At 52.1% G+C, this 21,425-nt stretch carries 13 protein-coding genes; 2 read left to right on the forward strand and 11 right to left on the reverse strand.

The features are described from left to right. Positions 1–43 precede the first annotated feature (43 nt). The 3 genes from fabB to METH11B_RS0125575 all read right to left on the reverse strand — a co-directional run bounded on the left by fabB (position 44) and on the right by METH11B_RS0125575 (position 3,784). Positions 44–1,264: a beta-ketoacyl-ACP synthase I gene (gene fabB / locus METH11B_RS0125565; protein ID WP_026604480.1), complete on the reverse strand. Its 1,221-nt coding sequence runs from the start codon at positions 1,262–1,264 to the stop codon at positions 44–46. A gap of 10 nt (positions 1,265–1,274) precedes the next feature. Then, the gene (fabA, locus tag METH11B_RS0125570; protein ID WP_026604481.1) at positions 1,275–1,790 is read right to left on the reverse strand and encodes a 3-hydroxyacyl-[acyl-carrier-protein] dehydratase FabA; all 516 of its coding nucleotides are present in this window, start codon (positions 1,788–1,790) and stop codon (positions 1,275–1,277) included. A gap of 77 nt (positions 1,791–1,867) precedes the next feature. Continuing rightward, on the reverse strand, positions 1,868–3,784 hold the full coding sequence (locus tag METH11B_RS0125575) for a transglycosylase SLT domain-containing protein (protein ID WP_026604482.1): 1,917 nt from the start codon (positions 3,782–3,784) through the stop codon (positions 1,868–1,870). A 103-nt stretch (positions 3,785–3,887) separates the two neighbouring features. Between METH11B_RS0125575 and METH11B_RS0125580 the strand changes: the two genes are divergently transcribed. Both METH11B_RS0125580 and METH11B_RS0125585 read left to right on the forward strand, forming a co-directional pair. Then, positions 3,888–5,684 (forward strand): ABC transporter ATP-binding protein, encoded by a 1,797-nt coding sequence (locus METH11B_RS0125580; RefSeq protein ID WP_026146849.1) that lies wholly within the window; start codon positions 3,888–3,890, stop codon positions 5,682–5,684. Further along, a complete protein-coding gene (locus METH11B_RS0125585; RefSeq protein ID WP_026604484.1) occupies positions 5,684–6,514 on the forward strand; it encodes a PHP domain-containing protein in 831 nt (276 codons plus the stop codon). Before METH11B_RS0125580 ends, METH11B_RS0125585 begins: the two co-directional genes overlap by 1 nt. Here the strand turns inward: METH11B_RS0125585 and METH11B_RS0125590 are convergent. From METH11B_RS0125590 to METH11B_RS0125625, 8 genes are all read right to left on the reverse strand, one after another. Then, a complete protein-coding gene (locus METH11B_RS0125590; protein WP_026604485.1) occupies positions 6,511–9,369 on the reverse strand; it encodes an EAL domain-containing protein in 2,859 nt (952 codons plus the stop codon). The genes METH11B_RS0125585 and METH11B_RS0125590 overlap by 4 nt on opposite strands. 1 nt (position 9,370) lies before the next feature. Further along, positions 9,371–11,515: a putative bifunctional diguanylate cyclase/phosphodiesterase gene (locus METH11B_RS0125595; RefSeq protein ID WP_026604486.1), complete on the reverse strand. Its 2,145-nt coding sequence runs from the start codon at positions 11,513–11,515 to the stop codon at positions 9,371–9,373. Beyond that, entirely contained in the window at positions 11,515–14,259 is a 2,745-nt protein-coding gene (locus METH11B_RS0125600; protein ID WP_026604487.1) for a response regulator, read from the reverse strand. The genes METH11B_RS0125595 and METH11B_RS0125600 overlap by 1 nt, the downstream gene beginning before the upstream one ends. Positions 14,260–14,291: 32 nt before the next feature. Then, complete coding sequence (locus tag METH11B_RS0125605) at positions 14,292–14,921, reverse strand: YfiR family protein (RefSeq protein ID WP_231499676.1); 630 nt, start codon at positions 14,919–14,921, stop codon at positions 14,292–14,294. Positions 14,922–14,963: 42 nt separating this feature from the next. Beyond that, on the reverse strand, positions 14,964–17,033 hold the full coding sequence (locus METH11B_RS0125610) for a TonB-dependent receptor plug domain-containing protein (protein ID WP_026604489.1): 2,070 nt from the start codon (positions 17,031–17,033) through the stop codon (positions 14,964–14,966). Positions 17,034–17,046: 13 nt separating this feature from the next. Continuing rightward, complete coding sequence (locus tag METH11B_RS0125615; RefSeq protein WP_026604490.1) at positions 17,047–19,014, reverse strand: TonB-dependent receptor plug domain-containing protein; 1,968 nt, start codon at positions 19,012–19,014, stop codon at positions 17,047–17,049. Positions 19,015–19,368: 354 nt separating this feature from the next. After that, on the reverse strand, positions 19,369–19,629 hold the full coding sequence (locus METH11B_RS27425; RefSeq protein WP_036278366.1) for a DUF2024 family protein: 261 nt from the start codon (positions 19,627–19,629) through the stop codon (positions 19,369–19,371). Positions 19,630–20,755: 1,126 nt separating this feature from the next. Continuing rightward, complete coding sequence (locus METH11B_RS0125625; RefSeq protein ID WP_026604492.1) at positions 20,756–21,232, reverse strand: hypothetical protein; 477 nt, start codon at positions 21,230–21,232, stop codon at positions 20,756–20,758. Positions 21,233–21,425: the final 193 nt, after the last annotated feature.

The following is a 21,425-nucleotide window of genomic DNA, read 5'->3' on the forward strand; positions in this document are numbered from 1 at the left end:
GATGTTGGAAAGGCGGCTAAAGGGACGTTTAGCCGCGCTTAAATTAGCCGTTATAGCGTTGGAAAATCAGCGTGGCGTTAGTGCCGCCGAAACCGAAGCTGTTGGACATGATGGTGTTCAGCGTGACGTTATCCCGATATTCTCTAACTATCGGAATGCCCGCCGCACCAGGGTCAAGCTGGTTGATATTGGCCGACGCGCTCAGGAAATTTTCTTCCATCATCAGTATGGAATAAATGGCTTCGTTGACGCCGGCCGCACCCAAAGCATGTCCGGTCAGGGATTTGGTTGAGCTAACGGCTGGTACGCCATCAGCACCGAATACTTCGCGCATCGCTTCCAGTTCACGGGTATCGCCAACCGGGGTGCTGGTACCGTGCGCGTTGATATAGTCAATTTTGTCGTGTACGGTCGCCAGGGCTTGTTGCATGCAGCGGACTGCGCCTTCGCCGGACGGCTGTACCATGTCGTAGCCATCGGACGTGGCGCCATAGCCGACCAACTCGGCGTAGATTTTGGCGCCGCGCGCTTTGGCGTGTTCCAGTTCTTCGATTACCAGCACGCCGCCGCCGCCGGAGATGACGAAGCCGTCGCGGGTTTCGTCGTAGGGGCGCGAGGCCGTGGCTGGCGTGTCATTATACTTTGAAGACAGTGCGCCCATCGCGTCGAACATCACCGACATAGTCCAGTGCAGTTCTTCGCCGCCGCCAGCGAAAACGACGTCTTGTTTGCCCAATTGAATCAATTCCATGGCGTGGCCGATGCAGTGGGCGCTGGTAGCGCAAGCGGAACTGATGGAGTAATTGACACCTTTGATTTTAAAAGGCGTCGCCAGACAGGCGGTATTGGTACTGGACATGGCGCGCGTCACCATGTACGGACCGACTTTTTTTACGCCTTTGGAGCGGAGAATGTCGGCAGAATCGACCAAGTTGGACGTTGATGGTCCGCCGGAACCCATCACTAAGCCGGTACGGATATTGGAAACTTGCGACGCTTCCAGGCCTGAGTCGGCAATAGCTTGCTCCATTGCCAGATAGTTGTAAGCTGCACCATCGCCCATAAAGCGTTTCACTTTACGGTCTATCGCTTCATCCAGGTCGATGTTGACCGGGCCGTGCACATGGCTGCGAAAGCCCATCTCTGCATAGACCGGCGCATGAACGATACCGGAACGGCCGGTTCTCAAGGAATCGACCACTTCGTCACGGTTGTTGCCGATGCTGGAAACTATCCCTAAACCTGTTACCACTACGCGTTTCATGATGGTTTCCTTAGAAATCTTGGGTGGACGTAAACAAGCCGACTCGCAAATCGGTCGCTTCGTAGATTTGTTTGCCATCGACTTCCATCGTGGCATCGGCGATGCCCATGACCAGCTTGCGTAAAATCACACGTTTCAAGTCGATTTTATAAGTGACTTTTTTGGCTGTCGGTAGCACCTGACCGGTGAATTTAACTTCGCCGCAACCTAGCGCACGGCCTTTGCCGGGACCGCCGAGCCAACATAAATAGAAACCGACCAATTGCCACATCGCGTCTAAACCAAGACAGCCAGGCATGACCGGGTCGCCTTGAAAATGGCAGTCGAAAAACCATAATTCGGGCGTAATATCCAACTCGGCAATGATTTCGCCTTTGCCGTATTTGCCGCCTTCATCGGAAATATGGACGATGCGGTCCATCATCAGCATATTGGGAAGCGGTAGCTGCGCGTTGGTCGGACCGTATAATTCGCCTCGGCCGGACATTAATAATTCGTCGCGCGTGAAACTGTGCTGCTTCTCCATCTTGATTTTTACCTGGTTGGTGGGTTCAAAAACTGCGGCATTATCTAATAACCGGCTTAAAAAATCAGCTCAATTTTTCATCCGGGCGTTACCTCGCGCAACAGATCGTCGAGCTTTAAGCTGTCGCGTTGCAGCCGCTGCTGGTAGATCAAGCTATACATCAACACCGATGCCACATAACCCCGCGTCTCTTTATAAGGTATGGTTTCGATCCAGATGTCGGCTGGTAGCTTGCGGTTTTCCGGCAGCCAGCGCTTCACTTTGTTGGCGCCGGCATTATAGGCAGCGGTGGCCAATGCGACGTGGCCATTGAATTGGCGCAGGAGTTTTTTGAAATAAAACGCGCCGTATTTGACGTTGAGCTCGGGTTTAAACAGGCTGTAGTCGCTATCCCAACTATCGCGTAAGTCTGCGGCGATTTGTCGGCCGGTGTTTGGCATGACCTGCATCAAACCTTTAGCGCCAGCCGGCGAGTCGGCCAATTCATCGAACGCGCTTTCCTGGCGGATCAAACCCAAAATTAAACCCGGATCCAATTGTTGTGAGGCGGCGTTGCTTTGGATTGCCTGGATATATGCCAATGGAAAACGCAGATTCACATCGTCCCAATGGTTGGCCTTGGCTATCGTGGCAATTGCCAGGGCCGGACAATTCGCTTGTTGTGCCAGTTTTGCCGCCACTGGTAATTGACTACTGTCGAGTTTGGCTATCGCGTACCACCATTGGCGTTTGGCTTCCGGTTTTCTGTCGATAGCCAGTAGTTCAGAAAACACCTGAAAATCCAGTCGATTTTGTAAAGTCTCGAGGTTCTCGATGGATACCGCCAACGGTCTATCGACTAGCTCGATGGCTTGCCTTAATTTGCCGGCCGCCAGAAAACCGTAAAAACTGCGATTTTTTGCCAGCTGTTGAAACAATGTATTGGCTGCTGCGCTCTGACCCGTTTCCGCCAAACCGCGAGCTTGCCAGTACTGCCATTTTTCCCGAGATCTTTCTTCGTCGTTCAGGCCGGCAATAGCGGTAGCGACATCTGGCCAGTTTTGTGCGTTCAATGCGGCTCTGACCCGCCATTCTCGTGCCGATTCGTCGCTATTTTCCAGTCGCGACAAACGGTCGTAAGCGCGACTATCGTGTTTTAAGGCCAACGCGATAGCTATGCGTTTTTCGATAAAAGCGGCCGTTGCCGGCGCAAAAGAGATTTGCGATTTAAGGCTATCCCAAGCCGTCATAGCCGCTTCAACGTTGGTTTCCAGCCAGCGGTCAATCGCATGGGCAAACAACTCACCTGCGTGTTCGGGGTATTCGCGCCAGCCAGTCTCCGATGCAACGCTTTCAGGCTGCCGGTGCAGCTTCAACCAGGTGTTGGCCAGATTGAGTTCCGCGCCGCTGAAAAATCGGGTCAAGGAGCTTGCAAGGCTTTGATTGTCACGCTTGAGTGCGGCGTGAAATCGTTGGTTTATCAGTTCATTATTGAAATACGGCGATGTTTTATAAACGTCGAACAAGGCATCGCAATTATCCGGTTGGGTTTTACCACTTAACCATAAGGCGCGGGCCTGATTGAATGCTTCCAAAGTTTGGCCGGTTTGGAATTGAGCCAGGCCGGCGTAGCATTGCAGCTCGGGATCGTCACTGCCTTGGTAATAGTTCAACAGCACTAGCCACTGTTGCTTTTTACCCAAAGCCAGCAACCACTTTTGCCGTAGCCCGGCCGCGTAACGGCTGGCGGCGTGGTCGTTTAAAAACTGTTTGATGTCGGTATCGGCATCCAGATGATTTTTTAGCCATTGGTATTGCAGATAAGGATACAGCGGGTAGCCTTTTAGGCCAGAAGCCAGCGCGAAATATTCGGCATCGCGATTCTGGTCAAGCGCTTGCTCGGCGCGCAAAAATTGCTGACGTTGGGCGGCTAAAGAGATTTCATCCGCCTGGGGACTGTTCGGCAAAACGCCGGTCAGAGCGGCAAGCATTAAAAAACACGGGATAAAATGCATATCAATTTCCACGACAGCCGAGACTAAACACTGAGCAAGAAGTTTTTGCAAAGTGGGTCGGGCCATTATAATCGTTAAACTTCATCGAATTCGTTTCATTACTTTGAAAACATCACACCGCGCGGCGCAAGCCGAATATTCCTGGCAGTACATCTACAGCATCGCTAAGCAGCATAAAAAACAACTGATCAACGGGCATTTAGTCGCCATATTGGCAACCGTTGCCAGCGTACCGGTGCCCTTATTGATGCCCTTATTGGTAGACGAGGTTTTGCTCAACCATCCGGGCGTAGTGCTGAATAGTCTCAACCCCTGGCTGCCGGGCGAGTGGCGGCAACCCATTGTTTATATCGCCATTATTTTGCTGGTCAGCTTGCTGTTGCGCTTGTTTGCCTTGATTCTTAACATTATGCAGACCAGGCAGTTTTCCAATATTGCCAAGGATGTGATCTTTCGTATCCGCGAAAGTTTGGTGAAGCACTTGCAACATATTTCGATGTCCGAATATGAAAGCCTGGGCAGCGGTACGGTCAGCTCGCACATGGTGACCGACTTGGACACACTGGATAATTTTATCGGCACCACGATCAGTAAATTACTGGTGGCGGTCCTGACCGTGTTCGGCACAGCGTTGATTCTGCTGTGGATGCATTGGCAGCTGGGTTTGTTCATTATCTTTTTAAATCCGCTGGTGATTTATCTGGCCAGGGCGGTTGGCTCCAGGGTCAAGGAATTAAAAGCCAACGAAAACAAGGCCTACGCGATATTCCAGCAAGCTTTGAGCGAAACCCTGGAAGCGATCCATCAAATCCGCGCCAGCAACCGCGAAGAGCACTATTGTCGGCAATTGATAGGCAGCGCGCTGGCGGTGAAAAATCACTCGACCATCTATGCCTGGAAAAGCGACGCGACGGTGCGTCTAAGCTTTTTGACCTTCTTATTCGGCTTCGACATATTCCGCGCCACTGCGATGCTGATGGTGTTGTATTCCAACCTGACCATAGGCGAGATGCTGGCGGTATTCGGTTATCTCTGGTTCATGATGGCGCCGGTGCAGGAGATACTGAGTATTCAGCAGTCATTTTATGCCGCCAAAGCGGCGCTGGCCCGCGTTAATCAGCTGACCCTATTGCAGCGCGAACCCTATTATCCGCATTTGCAAAACCCGTTTACCGGGCGTAAAACCGTGTCGGTCAGCGTTAAGAATCTGCATTTTAGTTATAAAGACGAACCGGTACTGAACGGTATTAATCTCACCATTCCGGCCGGCGAGAAAATCGCATTGGTTGGCGCCAGCGGCGGCGGCAAGTCTACTTTGGCACAAACCCTGATCGGCCTATATCCGCCGGGCAGCGGTATGATTTATTTCGACGGCGTGCCACTGGATCGGATAGGCTTGGACGTCGTGCGCGAGCACGTCGCCACAGTATTGCAGCATCCGGCCTTGTTAAACGATACGATACGCGCCAACCTGACCTTGGGCCGGGAGATTGCCGACCCGGAATTGTGGCGGGCCTTGGAGATTGCGCAAATGAAGCTCACAGTCGAGGAGCAGCCGCAAGGGCTGGATACTGTGGTGGGTAGACAAGGCATGCGTTTATCCGGCGGCCAACGACAACGTCTGGCCATCGCCCGGATGATAGTCAGCCAGCCGGCGGTGGTGATTCTCGACGAAGCCACGTCGGCGTTGGATAGCGAAACCGAGTATAAACTGCACCAAGCCCTGAGCACCTTTCTGGAAGGCCGCACGACCATCATTATTGCCCATAGACTCAGTGCCGTGAAACAGGCCGATCACGTGTATGTCTTCGAACAAGGCCAGATTTGCGAACAAGGCAAACACGATTCCTTGATACAACAAAACGGCTTGTACGCCAAACTTTACGGTGATTACCAATAGTGTCGGAATTATACGATTTACACAGTCATTCCACCGCGTCCGACGGCGCTTTGTCGCCCACCGAGCTGGTACTACGTGCCCGACAACAGGGTGTGACAGCGCTGGCCTTGACAGATCACGACACGACTGCCGGCTTAGACGAGGCTACTCAAGCCGCCGCACAAGCGGGCATCCGCTTGATTCCCGGCATCGAATTGTCGGCCAGTTTTGAAAGCCATTGTTTGCACATTGTCGGTTTAAACATCGATCCGCAGCATCCGGGCTTAGTCGAAGGTATTGCCAAGCAACAACTGATTCGCGACCAACGCGCGCAAAAAATTGCCGAAAAATTGGCGAAGAAGGGCATAGCCGATGCCTATCCAACCTTAAGACAAATCGCCGGTAACGGCGAAATCACCCGCCTGCATTTTGCAGATTTTCTGGTTAATCAAGGTTTTGTCGAAACCCAGCAGGACGCATTTGATCGTTATTTGAGCAAGGGCAAGCCCGCTTATGTGCCGACTGTTTGGGCCAGTCTGGCCGATTGCGTCGGCTGGATACGGGCGGCGGGCGGCGTGGCGGTGTTGGCGCATCCGCTGCGCTACAAACTCAGCAGCAAATGGATCAACAAGGCCTTAATCGCTTTTAAGGCCGCTGGCGGTCAGGGGATAGAAGTGGTGACCGGGCGGGCCAGCATCGACGATATTCGCTTAAGTTATTTGCATGCCAGCAAACATCAATTGCATGCGTCGATGGGTTCGGATTTTCATGCGCCGGGTAATCAATGGCTGGAACTGGGGCGTCTGGCGGCCTTGCCGGACGGCGCTGCGCCGGTTTGGCAGTTATTTTAACCAGGCGGTTTTGGATAATCAGGCGTAAACAGCTGGGAGAATTCGTCGGCGGGCAAGGGTTGATTCCAATAAAACCCCTGCGCTTTACGGCAACCGAGTAGATGCAGTTGCTCGGCTTGCTCCTTGGTTTCCACACCTTCGGCCAAGGTCAGCAGACCCAACGTATCGCCCAATTGCAGGATGGCTTTGACGATAGCGGTGTCTTCGGCTTTGCCTGAGGTTAAATCCCGGATAAACGATTGATCGATTTTTAGTTTGTTCACCGCAAAGCGCTTTAAATAACTGAGCGAGGAATAACCGGTGCCGAAATCATCGATGGCAAAGCTGACCCCCAAGGCGCGCAACTGGGCAATCGTATTGATGACAGCATTGGTGTCGAACATCAATACCGATTCGGTTAATTCCAACTCTAAATAATGCGGTTCCAGGCCGGATTCAGCCAGCGCGGTTTGCACCGATTCCAGTAAGTTGCCGCGTTTAAACTGTAGGGCGGAGATGTTGACGGTAACCAGTAGTTTCATGCCGGCGTCGTGCCAAATCTTGTTTTGCTTACAGGCTTCGCGTAATACCCAGTCGCCTATCGGTACGATCATGCCATTGTCTTCGGCGATAGGAATGAACTTGGCCGGCGGAATCATCGGACTGTTTTCCGGTTGCCAGCGCAGCAAGGCTTCCGCACCGATCACCGTATTGTTGTGTATGGAATATTGCGGCTGATAATGCAAGCGAAGTTCTTTGCGCTTCAAGGCCATGCGTAGGCCATTCTCGATATTCATCCGCTCGATTGAAGCCAGGTTCATATCGTTGGAAAAGAAGCGGAAGGTATTGCGGCCTTCGTTTTTTGCCGAATACATCGCCGTGTCGGCTTTGTTGAGTAAACCGTGAAAATTCAGGCCGTCATTGGGGTATAAACTGACGCCTATGCTGAAGGAGGTGCAAAGGGTCACACCTTCGATGACAAAGGGTTGTGTCAGTTGATCGAGAATTTTCAGCACAATTTGCGTGATCGCGTCGATGTCGGGAATGTCGGTGAGGATAATGATGAATTCATCGCCGCCTTGCCGGCAAACCGTGTCCACCTCGCGCACACATTGCACCAGGCGCTCTGCTATGCCTTGCAGCAAGCGGTCGCCGACGTCGTGCCCCATCGTATCGTTAATATTTTTAAAATGATCCAGGTCCAGAAACAGCAGGCCAACCAGGGTGTTGTTACGCACGGCATGGGCCATGGCCTGGTCGAAGCGGTCGCGCAACAAGGTGCGATTGGGCAGATTGGTGAGCGGATCGTGACGTGCCAGATATTCGATCTGGGCTTCAGCGGCCTTGCGCTCGGTAATGTCCGAAAAAATGCCGATGTAATGGCTGATGACGCCATGGGTGTTGTACATCGCGGAAATACCCAGCCAGGCCGGATAGGTCTCGCCGTTCTTGCGGGTATCCCAAATTTCGCCTTGCCAATAGCCGTTTTCGCGCAAGGCCTGCCAGATGCGTTGATAGTGGTTGAGGTCAAGATGACGTGCATCGAGAATTGAGGGCGTTTGCTGTAGCACTTCTTCGGCTCTGTAACCGGTAATAGTCGTGTAGGCCTGATTGCTGGACACGATGCGGGTATCCGGATCGCACAGGAAAATCGCCTCGCCGCTGTTCTCGAACACTTTGGCCAGCAAATTCAGGCGTTCGGCTGCGGTTTTACTATCGGTGATGTCGGTGTGGGTGCCCAGCATGCGCACCGGCTGATTATTGGCGTCGCGCTCGACGATACTGCCTATCGATAATATCCATTTCCAACTGTCGTCGGCGCAACGCTGCCGGTATTCCAGGCGATATTCTGCCAGTTCCCCGGCGATGTACTGCTGGTAAGTGTCGGAAACGCGTTGCCGGTCATCAGGATGCAAGCGCATTATCCAGCTGTCGATAGTAGCGTCGAAATTCGCGGGGTCGTAGCCGAGCATGCTGGCGTATTCCGCGTTGGTGATCATATTTCCGGTTTGTGGATTGAGATCATAAAAACCTTGTTTGGCTGCCTGCATGGACAGCCGCAAGCGTTCCTCGCTATCGGCGAGGGCTTGCTGTGTGCTGCGCATTTCGGTGATGTCGTGCGCCAGGCCGTTCACTGCAACCACACGACCGTGATCGTCGAGCATAGGTGACTCATTGAGGCTGAGCACACGCAGACTGCCATCCTTACTACGCACTTCCACTTCGTAGTTCGGTGGTTTGATGCCCGCCAGGCATTGCTCGGTGTAGGTTCTGGCAAGCCGATTGATCGGGTTGTTGGTCGCGATATCGAAACAGTCGCAATATAGTTCGTCGGGTTTGTAGCCGAGGATATGCTCCACTGAAGGACCTAGATAAGTAAAAATACGCTCGGTATCGTGGGAATACAGAAAGTATTCGTTACCGATGCTTTCCACCAAATCCCGGAAGCGTTGTTCGCTTTGCTTGAGTAGACTTTGTTGTTCTATAAGGCTTTGCGTGGTGCGGTGCGAACGCAACACATAGCTGATGCGATGCGGCAACAGCGGCCATTGGATGGGTTTGCCGATAAAATCGGTAGCACCCAGCCGAAAGGCGTCTTCCACTGCTTGCGTATCCTCGATAGCCGTCATCATGACAATCGGTACATTTTTGTCGCTGGCTGCACGCATGCCTTGCAAGCAAGTGAAACCATCCATCTCCGGCATCATCACGTCCAGCAGAACCAAATCCGGCTCCGCTGCGATAAATTGTTCCAGTCCGGCCCGGCCGTTTTCGGTTTCGATCAGTTCGTAGCCGTCGGCTTGCAACATTTGCCTGACCAGCAGACGGACCATCGGATCGTCGTCGACTAACAGGATGCGCGGCTTGGCGGACATGTCAGACTTTGTCGGCTAACAAGCGTTGCGCATTGAATGCACGTACAAATGCTGCAAACTCATTGGCGGGCATGGGCTTGTTGTACAAAAAGCCTTGCACTACCTCGCAACCACTGTCCAGCAGGAAGTTGGCTTGATCTTCATTCTCCACGCCCTCCGCGACGACTTCCAGCGACAGCGCGTCGGCCAGCGCCAATATCGCCGCGGTAATCGCCATATCGTCTTCATTGTGCGGAAGGTCGCGGACAAAGCAATGATCGACTTTCAATTCCGAGATAGGCAGTTTTTTCAAATAAGACAAGGATGAATAACCGGTACCGAAGTCGTCGATACTGATTTTGACGCCCAGAGCTTGCAATTCCCGTAGCGTGATTAAGGCGTCGTCGATATGGTCGAGCAAAATGGTTTCGGTCAGTTCCAGCTTGAGGTAGCGCGGTTCCAGGCCGATGCCGGTCAATACTTCGCGGACATGATTGCCAAAGCCGTATTGTCTGAATTGAGTGGCTGATACATTCACCGCCATGATCAGCCCTTGGCTTAGTCCCGATTGTTGCCAGTGCAAAGTTTGCCGGCTGGCATTTTCCAGCACCCAATCACTGATTTGGCCAATCAAGCCGGAATCTTCGGCAATCGGAATAAATTGCGATGGGCCAATTAAACCTAGCTCCGGGTGCTGCCAGCGAATCAAGGCTTCGCAACCGACGACTTGTTGGCGGCGGATATTGATTTTGGCTTGATAGTAAAGTTGTAATTCATGGCGTTCTATGGCCCGGCGCAGGCTGTTTTCCATCGCCAGCTTATGAAACGCGGCAACATTTAGCGATTTACTGAAAAATTGATAATTGTTATGGCCGTGTTCGCTGGCATGGTTCATCGCAAACTCGCCGTTTTTGATGAAACTGTCTTCATCCTGGCCGTCCCCCGGATAGACGGCGATGCCGATATTGATGCCCAGAAACAGCTCCGTGTTCTCCACCGGAAAAGCGTGCTGCATTATCTGAAAAATCCGCTTAGCCACTTTGACGCTATCGCGCGTGTCCTCGATATGATTCAGTAACACTGTAAATTCGTTACCGCCCAGCCGGGAGACAGTCATGTCCGCCAGTTCGTAATCGGCGTTAATGGAGATGTAGTCGCAATCTCTAATTTCGGCCAGTAAACGCTCGGCGAACAATTTCAACACCTGATCGCCGATTTTCGGCCCGAGTGTCTCGTTGATGCGTTTGAAACGATCGATACTGATAAATAAAGTTGAAATTACCGTGCCGTAGCGCGTGCAGTAGGACATCGCTTGCGCCAGAACTTCTTTGAACAGCGTCCGGTTGGGCAGGCCGGTAAGCGGGTCGTAGTAGGATAAAAGCCGGACCCGTTCTTCTATGTGACGGCGTTCGGTTATATCTTGCAGAGTGCCGTGAATATGGCTTACCTGCCCATCGTCGATCACGGGTTTGCCTTGAATATGAATCAGATGATTAGCGCCATCCTGATGAGTAACCGGTAATTCCAGGCGAAAACTGCGCTGGTTTTTTACGCAAAGATCGATGGATTGTTGCAGCTTGCCGACTTCCGATTGCAGCACGGATTTGTATAAGTCGCGGCATTTATGTTCGAACGATGACCGATTGGTGTCGAGGATATTAAAGACTTCGTCCGACCATTGCATATTGTCGTCGGCGACAGACCAGTACCAACTGCCCAGTTGCGCTATTTTTTGCGCTTGGCGCAGTTCGGCTTCGCTTCTGGCCAGTTCCTCTAACGTTGCAACCGAGCGCAGCAAGTAACGTAAGCGGTGTGGCAGGGTCGGCCAATTGAGCGGTTTTGGGATAAAGTCGGTCGCGCCCAATTGAAAGGCGCGATTGACCGATTCCAGGTCGTCCATGCCGGTCAGCATCACTACGGGCAACAAGCTGTTGCCGGGCATGTTTTTGATAGCTTGCAGGCAGTCGAAGCCGTTGAGGTCCGGCAACATAACGTCCAGTAATACCAGATTGGGCCGTTCGCTGGCTGCCAATGCCAAGCCTTGCTTGCCGCTAGCCGCGCAAATGACATCAAACGCTTCTCTTTGCAGAATTTCTTGCAACATCAGACGCACCATATCGTCGTCGTCTATCGCTAAAATCAGGCTGCGTGCAGGTAATCGTGCCATTATGAAAGTTTGAGTTGCGAAAGCCGCTGGAGGATTTCTTTATATTCTGTTTGCAGGCATTCGGCAACCCGGCTATCGAATTGCAAAGTGTTGTTCCGTGCCGCATTTTCAAGCGCACGAGCCTGTTCCGCCAAGTTTAGTGCGCCAATGTTGGCGGCGGCCGATTTTAAACTATGCGCGGCATGCCGCACTGTTTCCGTATTGCGGTCCAGCAGGCCGGAGCGGAGTATCGCGATATGTTGCTCGGCATTCGTCCCAAACAAGGCCAATACATCCTCGACCAGCGCGCTGCCGCCAATTTCCCGTAAGGTATTCAGCGCGGACGGGTCGAGGGTTGCGTCAATCGATTTAATCTCGGGTGCGGGTTTATTGATGGTTGCTGTGGGTAGCGGGGCTACCAATGCCTGGATTTTGTCTTGCAAGGTTTTTTGTAAAAACGGTTTACTAAGATAATCATCCATGCCGGACTGCAAACAGCGTTCGCGATCACCTTCCATGGCGTTGGCGGTGAGGGCGATGATGGGGATTCGAGGCAAATTGCGGTTGCTTTCCCGATTGCGGATGTGTTGGGTTGCGGTGTAACCATCCATGACAGGCATCATGCAATCCATCAGGATTAGATCGACAGGCTCGCGGCTGATAATGTCCAGCACTTCCCGGCCGTTATTCGCCAGCGACAGGGTGTAGCCTAGCTGGCGCAACATGGCGCTGCACACTTTCTGGTTAACCGGATTGTCCTCGGCCAGCAGGATTCGAATTGTTCTAGGGGCCGAGGCCGGCACACTGATAGATTGCGGTTTTTGCGACATTAACCCGAGCAGCGCATCTTGCAGGGTGCGCCTGTGTATAGGCTTGTGGAGGTAGAGGTCGCAGGCGCTGCCGCGAATCTTAGCTAATACGTCTTCGTCGTTGCTGGAGGTGATGATGACGATGCGGATACTGGCAAATCGCCAGTCGATACGAATTCGTTGGGTTAATTCGACGCCGTTCATGCCTAGCATTTTCATGTCCAGCACGGCAATGTCGAAAAATAGACCCAAGTGTGCCGACTGATCGAGAATCTCCAGGGCATGTGCGCCATTTTTGGCGACGCGGGTAAACATCCCAAAATCGGTCAAGTGATTTTCCAGGATTTTCGCATTGGTGGCGTTATCTTCCACCAGTAAGACCTGTTTGCCTTGCAGATCGTTGCCGGGCAAGGTCGCGGGCAGGGCTTCGTTAGCTTGGCGGAGCGGGATGTGTAGGGTGAATACCGAGCCGCTGTTCGCGCTGCTTTGCACCTGGATATTGCCGCCCATCAATTCGCTCAGTTCCTTGCTGATCGCCAATCCCAGGCCGGTGCCGCCGTATTTGCGGGTCGTGGAGCCGTCGGCTTGACTGAAGGATTTGAATAAACGGGCTTGGGTGTCCGGGGGGATGCCGATGCCGGTATCGCTGATGCAAAACTCCAGACACATGCTGTCGGCCGACTGGCAGCGATCCGGGGCGGCAACGTTGACCTGCATTTTCACCGAGCCGGCTTCGGTAAATTTGATGGCGTTGGATAACAAGTTGGTAAGTATTTGCCGTAAGCGATAAGGATCGCCTCTCACGTCGCGCGGCACCCGGTTGTCGACGGTACAAACCAGTTCGATATTTTTGCTGCTGGCGCGTTCGAAGAATAAGGCTGCGAGTTGGTCGGTGATATTGATCAAGTTAAAATCGATTTCCTCCAGCTCCAGTTTGCCAGCTTCGATTTTTGAAAAATCCAGAATGTCGTTGATTACTGTCAACAGTGAATCGGCGGAACTGAACACGGTTTCCGCGTATTGGCGTTGCGTGGTGTCCAGGTCAGTGCCCAACAGTAATTCGGTCATGCCCAGCACACCGTTCATCGGTGTGCGGATTTCGTGGCTCATGGTTGCCAGAAATTGCGACTTGGCGATATTGGCGGCTTGGGCATCGACGACGGCCTGACGCAGGTCGGCGGTGCGTAGATCGACTTGTTTTTCCAGGTTGCCGCGCTGATTTTCCAGTTCGGCATCGCGTTGTTGTACCCGCTCTATCATCTGGTTGAAGCTTCTTACCAATTCGCCGATTTCGTCCTCGCCTTCGCCTTGGGCGCGTACCATGTAGTTGTTGTCCCTGGATACCTGTTTGGCCAAGGACGACAAACGGATCAGCGGCGCGGCAATCGATTCCGCGAGGCGTCGTCCGAAAAATACCGCCAGAATAAACGACACCACCATCACCAAAAAAATTTGGCCCAGACTAATAATCACCATACGCCACATGGGCTTTAAGTCGAGCTGCAAGCGCAAGGTGCCGATCACGTCGCCGTTATCGTCCGGTAAGGGGTTCAAAATTACCTGGCTCAATATCCGCAGGCCCTGATTGCGTTGTTGTTGTTCCGCATCGCCCAAGGTGGCGGGGAAACTGTCCGGTGCGGCCTTGGCGGGGTAATGGGCGAAAATTTCGCCGTCGTTTTTGTAGAGCTGCGCGGAGATGATTTCGGATTTGCCGCGTAATGTTGCCAGAATCTCGGTGCCGGTTTTGGTGTCGCCAAACAGCAGCGCGGCGTTGGCATTAAAACCGATCATTTTGCCGAGCGAACGCACCTCCATTGACAGTTCTCGCCGCTCCTGCCAGATATGCGTCATGCTGGTAATTAACAAGGTAAACAGCAGAGCCAATGCCAAGGTGATGGCTTGCAAGCGTTGCAGCTTGTAGGTCATCGGCAGATTGGCCAGTTTGTCGCGAATCATGGGTGGCGTTGAGATGTCGTCTGCATGCGGGCTTATTTACCGGCCAAAATGTTTTTAGCCAGTTTCAGCAGCTGGGCGCTGATTCGCGTGTTGCCGGCATTGGCGGTTTCTAAGTTAATCTCAAAGCTGAGCCGATTGCCGTCCTGAATCAAACCTATGGTGCCGCCCTGGTTGATAAACCCTGATTTGTCGCTGACGCTGACCACCGGCGAGCCTTTTAATTCGCGTGCATAATCGCCCGGATTGTCGGCGGTATCGATAAAGATCAGATGGCAGGACTTCAAATCTTTGGCTGCTATATTGCGGACGATATCCAAGGGCTTGCCGTTCACCGTTTTGCCTTCCAACATCAACAAATGGTCGCCGAAATCGGTATGACTGCTCAGGCACAAGGTATAACGATTCGGCGCGGTTGCCGACTCCGGCCATTCGATAAACTTAAAGAAATTATATAAAAACGCCACTTTCACCGCCGCTTCGCTGGCCGCTTCGGCTTGGCACAAATGGCCGCTAAGCAGTAAGGGTAGCAACAGCATTTTGCTGAGTAGCGCGATAGGCGCGAATCTTGGTTTTTCCGCAGGGCGCCGGCACGACGCATCGCAGCCGCAATTTCGGCACGATCCGCACAATCTTGCATAACGATGGCGCAAGATTCGCTTCATATTCGACACCTGTTCTTTGCTATATGCATAGTGTCGGGTCGCTTAAAAGTCCCAGCGCAAGGTGCCGTATACCTCGCGTTGCACGGCTGTGGCGGTGGAAAACATATCCGAGCCGTATTCGAAATGACTGCTATTCAGCAAATTTCGGCCCACTAGCGCTAGTTCCACGCCCGCGCCCAAATCCCATCCCAAACGTGCATCGAGGTCCTGATAGGCTCTGGACTGATCGCCGTTTAGACCGGTCGCGTCGGAATAGCGCCAATTCAGATCCAGCTTGAGTTGTGGGGAGAATTGGTACATAGACCAGAGCATGGCTTTGTGGGCCGGGTAGCTGTCTCCCGATATAAGGCTAGTGTTTGTCGGTGCCAGCGGGGATAGGCGAAAGCGTTCTTCTTCGTGGCTATAAGTGGCGCGCAGTTTCCAATCTTCAGTCGCTTGCCAATCCAGACTGATTTCCCCACCGTATACTTGCACATGCCCGTAGTTGTTGTAATCCAGGGTCTGTAGCAAGTAGCCGGCGAACCTTTGGATGTTAGGCGTCAAACTGACGTAATCGTCGTAGCTGTAATGATACAAGGCTATATCAGTGCTCAATTGGCGACTGATTTGGCCGCGCCAGCCCAGTTCGAAGCCGAGCATTTTCTCGGCGGTTAAATCGGGGTTGCCGTTTAGACTGCGCAGTACAGGCACGGTATTGCCGCGTATCGTGTATGGCTGGGTTTGCAGACCGTAGGAAATGTTCTGCTCGACCCAATTGGGCGTGCGTACCGAGCGGGATACCGAACCCCAGAACGAATGCTTTTCGTCGGGCGTCCACAGCAAGCGCGCGTTTGGCTGCACTTCGAATTGTGTGACCGGGTTGTGTTCCAGCTTACTGCCCAAGGTCAAATGCCAACGCTCAGGTACCAAGGTGATATCGTCCTGTGCAAACAGGCTGTAGATACGGTCGGTTCGATTGTTGGCATTCATCGAGATTTGCGGGCTATCCTGAAAGTTATTCAGGTTATATCGGACGCCAGCGCCCCAAACCAACATATGGCTATCGTTTAGCTTGTAGTTATGCTGAAAATCGACGTCGATATTGTCGATTTGATATTCGGAATCCAGGTAGGGCGATTTCCGGCTGTGTCTGTCCCAATACATGCGCAATACGGTATTGGAGTCCGTGCTTTGATGTTGTTCCCAGCGCCCTTGAATGTAGTGGCCGGAGAATAATTGATCGGTGGGTAAGGTGCGCGAGTAGGGCGGCGCGAGCACCGGCGTCAGCTGGGATGTCAGCGAGGGGAATTGTTGCAGTGCGCCATTGCTCTCGCCGAGAAACGCATCGCCTTGCAGACTTAGTTTATTGGTAAAGTCGATGGCTTTATCGTAACGAAAACCGATTTTGCTCATCTCGCCTTCATCGCCGGCCTTAGCGCTGCTGCCCTGGGTTTTTGAGTCGCTGTAGTTAGCGTAGCGGCCGTAGACTTTTAGATAGGCGTCGCCGCCTAAATCGGCGCCGTAGCGCAGACCGCCGCCGTAGCGTTGGGTGCCGACATGGCTGGATAGCAAACCGCCTTGCGTGTCTTTGGCCGATTTAGTGATGATGTTGATGACGCCGTTGACCGCATTGGCGCCCCACAAGCTGGCACCCGGACCGCGGATGACCTCGATGCGCTCGATGTCTTCCATCATCACATCTTGTTGATCCCACCATACTCCGGAAAATAGCGGGTTATAAACGCTGCGGCCATCTACCAAAACCAGTAATTTGTTGACAAACTGGCTGCTGAAGCCGCGCATCGATACGGCCCATTTATTGCCGTCAACTTTAGCGACATGCATGCCCGGCACCACGCGCAACGCTTCCGGAATAGTGGTGGCGCCGGTACGGCGGATTTCGTCGCTGCTCAGTACGAATAGGGCGGCGGGTACGTGTTTGACATCGGTGGGGACTTTCATCACCGAGGTCACATCGAGATTCATTAATTGCTCGACGCTGAGGCCGGTCAAATCCGGTAAATTGTCGCGTTCAGGCTCTTGATTGGCGGCGTGTGAGGAGGGTTGTCCCAAACACAAAAGTGCTCCCAGGCCAATGGCCCAAGCTTTCGGTCGATAAAACGCCTTTTTCATATGATCGGCCCTTCTAAAACGTCAACTGTAGTTTCAAGCGAAATTCCCTGCCGTTCATTTGTAACAGGTCGAAACGGTCGCTGTTGATCAGCATTTCATAATGGCTGTCGAAGAGGTTATAAACCCCAAAGGACACATCCAGACCACGCAGCAAACGATCCGTGCTCAAATTCAGATTGACCAAATTGTAGGCATCGGCTTCGCCGCCCTGGAATGTTTTGCGGTCGCCAATGTAAATATTCTCGATACCGAGTCGGACAAAATCGTCGAACAAAGGCTCAGCATAGTGTAATTTGAAAATATTTTGCGGCGAACCGGTTGCCCACACCCCGTGTTTCCCTTCGTTGGTAAACAGGCTGTAGGTGTACGAGGCTTTGAACATTCTGCCGCTGTCCCAACGTTTTTCCGCTTCCCATTCCGCACCGTAGGCATGATATTTGCCGACGTTATCCAGCAGCGCCGTATCGGGGTTGGCTTTCAATAACTCGGTGATGTCGTTGTAAAACAAGGAAACCAGCAGTTTCAGCCCGGTATTCGAATGCCATTCCGTAATCGCTTCATAGCTTCTGATTTGCTCTTCATGCAGTTCAGGACTGACGCCGTAATAATATGGGTTGTAATCCAGATTCCAGGCATGCGGGGCACGAAATGTCGAGCTGTACAACAGCTTGAAGGTGGTGTTCTCCAGCGGGTTCCATATCAAGCCCAGACGCGGATTAAGTTGCAGGCGCTTGAGCATGTGAGTCTGATCCAGGCGCAGCCCGGCGCTGAAAACCAAATTTTCCCGTAACTGGATGTCGTCTTGAGCATAGAGTTCAACGCGGTGGCCGCTGAGGTCACTGTCTTGGTAAATCTGATAAGGCTCGGTAACATAGCCGAATTGGCGTTGGGTTTGGTCATATTGATATTCCAAGCCGAAAAGTAGTCTATGTCCGTCGAATACGCTAGTGGTTAGTTGCGCTTCGCCGCCCCACCAGCGGCCGCTGGTTTGGTCGTGATAAATGTAATTACCAACGTCATTGAACGGGTCTTCGGCCATGTAATCGTAGCCTTGGTAAAAGCCCTTGGCCATGAACGAGGTCTTCGCACTCAGGGCTTTTTCATATTTCAGATTGGTGAAAAATTGTCTGTCGTAAGTATGCGAGGTGGGATCGTTGAAAACGGCGCCGAAAGCCGCGGTCGGCACCCGTTTGTATCGATCGACAAAACCGCCGCTGAGGGTGAATTCTTCGAACTGCATGCGTCCGAACAAGCGGTCAGCCCGCTCGGTATCCATGTTATGTGCGATACCGTTGTTGGTACTGGGGTCGTCGAAAGCCGGGAAATATAAATCTTCCACACCCTGGCTATCGTAATGTGATGCCGACACCAGCACATCGGTGCCGTTATCGAATTGCTTGCCATAACTGACACGGCCTTTATAGGTGTCGAAACTACCCACTTCGCCGGTCATTTGCGCGCCGTTCACAGCTTTACCTTTCTTGGTCACGACGTTGATCAAGCCCAAAAACGCGTTGGCACCGTAAATAGTGGAACCGGAGCCGGGGATAAATTCGATGCGCTCAACCAAATCCATATCCAGCATGAATTCCTGGCCGATATTGCCGGAGTCGAAGATATTTTCGTTCATGCGTTGGCCGTCGATCATGAACAACACGCGGGAGTTATAGTCGCCGGACTGAATGAAGCCGCGCACGCCGACGAAACTATAGTTGCGATCATTGCTGGTAAACAAGCCGCGCATGCTGTTCAGCGCCTCCGCCAACGTGCGCCAGCCGAACGTGCGAATGTCGTTTGCCGTTAAAATCGAAACCGAACTAGGGGCTTGACTGGCTTTTTGACCGAGCCTGGAGGCGCTGATGATTTCCACATTCAGCAACTGCTCGATAGACATCTCGGTTAAATCTTCAGGCGCCGCGCTGACCGCCTGCGCGGTAGCGAAAGGCATCAACAATATACCGAGGACGATCAGTGCGCGCATTGAAAGTCTTGTCTAATGGATAGCAGGGACATAAATAATGATAAGACTCGGCTTGGTGCGTACGATCTATCGATTAACGCGGAAAACAAAAGCGATTATTTTACAATAGATTACGGATATTCAGCCTAGTTTGATTTTTATTCTGGCGTTTTTTGACAGGAATCTATCCAAGATACTCGAAAAGATCGGCTGATTGGCTAAAAAATCGTGGGAACAGTTTATTAGCGAAGTGACATTTGTAAGCTCCTATCCCTTAGCGTCCAACAGGTTTTCGCAGCAAACTGGAGAAAACCTGTGGCATCGCAAAATCGCTTCAAGTCAAGCGGATCTGGTGTTCCCACCCATTAGTAGAGGCTAAGAAGGACACCCTTCCATTTTATAAATGAAGTAACCCTGCCGATTTATGGTTTCAATCACGTCAACCGGCGCTTGTTGAGTGTGGCAAAAACGACATTCCTTGCTGGATACCACCGCGTCGGTTTCGCCGATTGACGTCAACCACCGCTTGGCATACCGAATAGCTTGATCACTATCTTTGCTGGCGGTGAATACATCAAAGTGCATGATGTGGTTATCGCGGGCTTTAACATAGGTATCGTAAACGTGGATTTCCATCAAAAACTCCTGGGTGAAAAAAATAAAAATTGGCTCATGCCATAAAACAAGCGGCCATATGGAAAGCTGTGCATACACATGTCAATCCCTGACGGTTTGACCTTGGGAATTGCCCGACAAGGTCATGGCAAATATGCCGGGATGACGGATTTACATCCGTCATCGTCAGAGATCCGCGAAACCGTTCCCCTTGGGGTGAAAACGCCTCTAAGGACTCGGTAAAATTCTATACTAATATCGATTCGATATAAAATGCTTTTCATTATTCTTATCCAGCTACTCGCAAATGCCTCATCGGATTCAGCGGCGCTCTGAACCAATACATGGTCAAGGAATCGGACAAGTCTTACTTGAGTATTTGTACATTCAGCAAATAGCGGGTGGTTTTTGCTCGGACGGAAACCGTGCTGCCACTCCAGGATTGCTTCGAATAACCAAAGCCACAAATAGGTTAAAACTGACAAGCCAATGTAAAACTGCTATTTCAATCCTTACGGCGCTTGTTTGTTCAAGTTATTCCCCGCCCATTTGCGCTCAAGACACGCTTAAACAACACAGCAAAAATCTCCAAAATTGCATAGGCAACTAGCGTCAAGGCTTAAAGCGGCAGTTGGAACGCGTTCGCAACGCGGCGAGTAGGAGTGTGGATATGACGGATATGACCTAGCGCTTTTCCGTGCCTCGCAATTAGCGCCATTATTCGAAGCCGGAGACTATGTACCCAGATTAGCCCGTCAGCTGCAAGAAGGGCGGGATTTGCTTTGACGACGAGGCTAATTGCCATTCTCGCAAGCTTCGCGGAACCGTGCGCAAGTTGTTGAACAAATCACGCAAGGCATTTGTTTAATGCGGGCAACCTATTTGGCTTGCGTGCAAGTCATTGAGGCTTGCGGTTTAGGCTCTTGGCCTTGCGCATAAGCCATTTAGGCTTGCGCTTATGGCAAATAGCCTTGCCCGCAAGGCTATTTACGTTGCGGGCAAGGCATTTAGAATGGCGAGCAGCTCTTTTAAGCGAGCGGCTATTGCAAAAAGGCTTGCGAGCTATCCTTTCATCTAATCCGCCGTTGGATGGAGGTTAGCTGGCAAGCCGGAAAGCCTTGCCAGGGAGCTATTTTGCTTATAGTGCTTAGCCGGCCGGTTGGGTGGCTTGGGTTTTTGCCTTGGCACCGCGATTAAATCGCACAGACATCGCCTGCCGCAGCGTTTCCAAGCCTGCGCCTTTGCCGGCGATTTTCAACGAGGCGTAAGCATCCAGGCTAAAACTATAAATATCGCTGCCCAGCGCCATGTCGGTATCTTCGCCTCGGCTCAATAAATCGCGCAGGCGATGTAAGCGAGGGCGGAGTTTGTCGAGAGTCACCAAATCGGCTTGCGCTTCGATGACATCGAGACCGGGCGGAATGGCATGAGTATTTTGGGTGGCCACCGTCAGCGTTTGGCGGCAGAACGCTTCGGTTTTGTCACCCATCTTCAGGATGGTGCGGCGCTCTTCTGGGGTTAAGACGAGGAAGCCGGCGAAGCGGTCTTCCAAGGTCTTTAGAGCGGCGTCTATGTCGGCGAGATCATTATCGGAAAGGGTTAAAGAAATCAGATGTTGACTCATGTTTATCTCCTTTTGGCGTTTGTGATACTGCGGAGGATGGGGTGTGGTCCGCAGATGAAAAGCGTAGGCTATTTTTAGATGTGCGCGTGATTATATTTACTAGGGCTTGAGCTGTTTCTGGTTGTTTCTGGTTTCCAAGCTCTGGCTTGGAAACTCAATCTTGGAAGCTATTGCTTCCCGGCAAATACAGACA

Source organism: Methylomonas sp. 11b, assembly GCF_000515215.1.
GTDB lineage: Bacteria > Pseudomonadota > Gammaproteobacteria > Methylococcales > Methylomonadaceae > Methylomonas.

Coding starts and splice junctions, on each gene's coding strand:
- fabB (WP_026604480.1), bottom strand. CDS start 1,264: ATGAAACGCGTAGTGGTAACAGGTTTAGGGATAGTTTCCAGCATCGGC.
- fabA (WP_026604481.1), bottom strand. CDS start 1,790: ATGGAGAAGCAGCACAGTTTCACGCGCGACGAATTATTAATGTCCGGC.
- METH11B_RS0125575 (WP_026604482.1), bottom strand. CDS start 3,784: ATGCATTTTATCCCGTGTTTTTTAATGCTTGCCGCTCTGACCGGCGTT.
- METH11B_RS0125590 (WP_026604485.1), bottom strand. CDS start 9,369: ATGTCCGCCAAGCCGCGCATCCTGTTAGTCGACGACGATCCGATGGTC.
- METH11B_RS0125595 (WP_026604486.1), bottom strand. CDS start 11,515: ATGGCACGATTACCTGCACGCAGCCTGATTTTAGCGATAGACGACGAC.
- METH11B_RS0125600 (WP_026604487.1), bottom strand. CDS start 14,259: ATGATTCGCGACAAACTGGCCAATCTGCCGATGACCTACAAGCTGCAA.
- METH11B_RS0125605 (WP_231499676.1), bottom strand. CDS start 14,921: ATGAAGCGAATCTTGCGCCATCGTTATGCAAGATTGTGCGGATCGTGC.
- METH11B_RS0125610 (WP_026604489.1), bottom strand. CDS start 17,033: ATGAAAAAGGCGTTTTATCGACCGAAAGCTTGGGCCATTGGCCTGGGA.
- METH11B_RS0125615 (WP_026604490.1), bottom strand. CDS start 19,014: ATGCGCGCACTGATCGTCCTCGGTATATTGTTGATGCCTTTCGCTACC.
- METH11B_RS27425 (WP_036278366.1), bottom strand. CDS start 19,629: ATGGAAATCCACGTTTACGATACCTATGTTAAAGCCCGCGATAACCAC.
- METH11B_RS0125625 (WP_026604492.1), bottom strand. CDS start 21,232: ATGAGTCAACATCTGATTTCTTTAACCCTTTCCGATAATGATCTCGCC.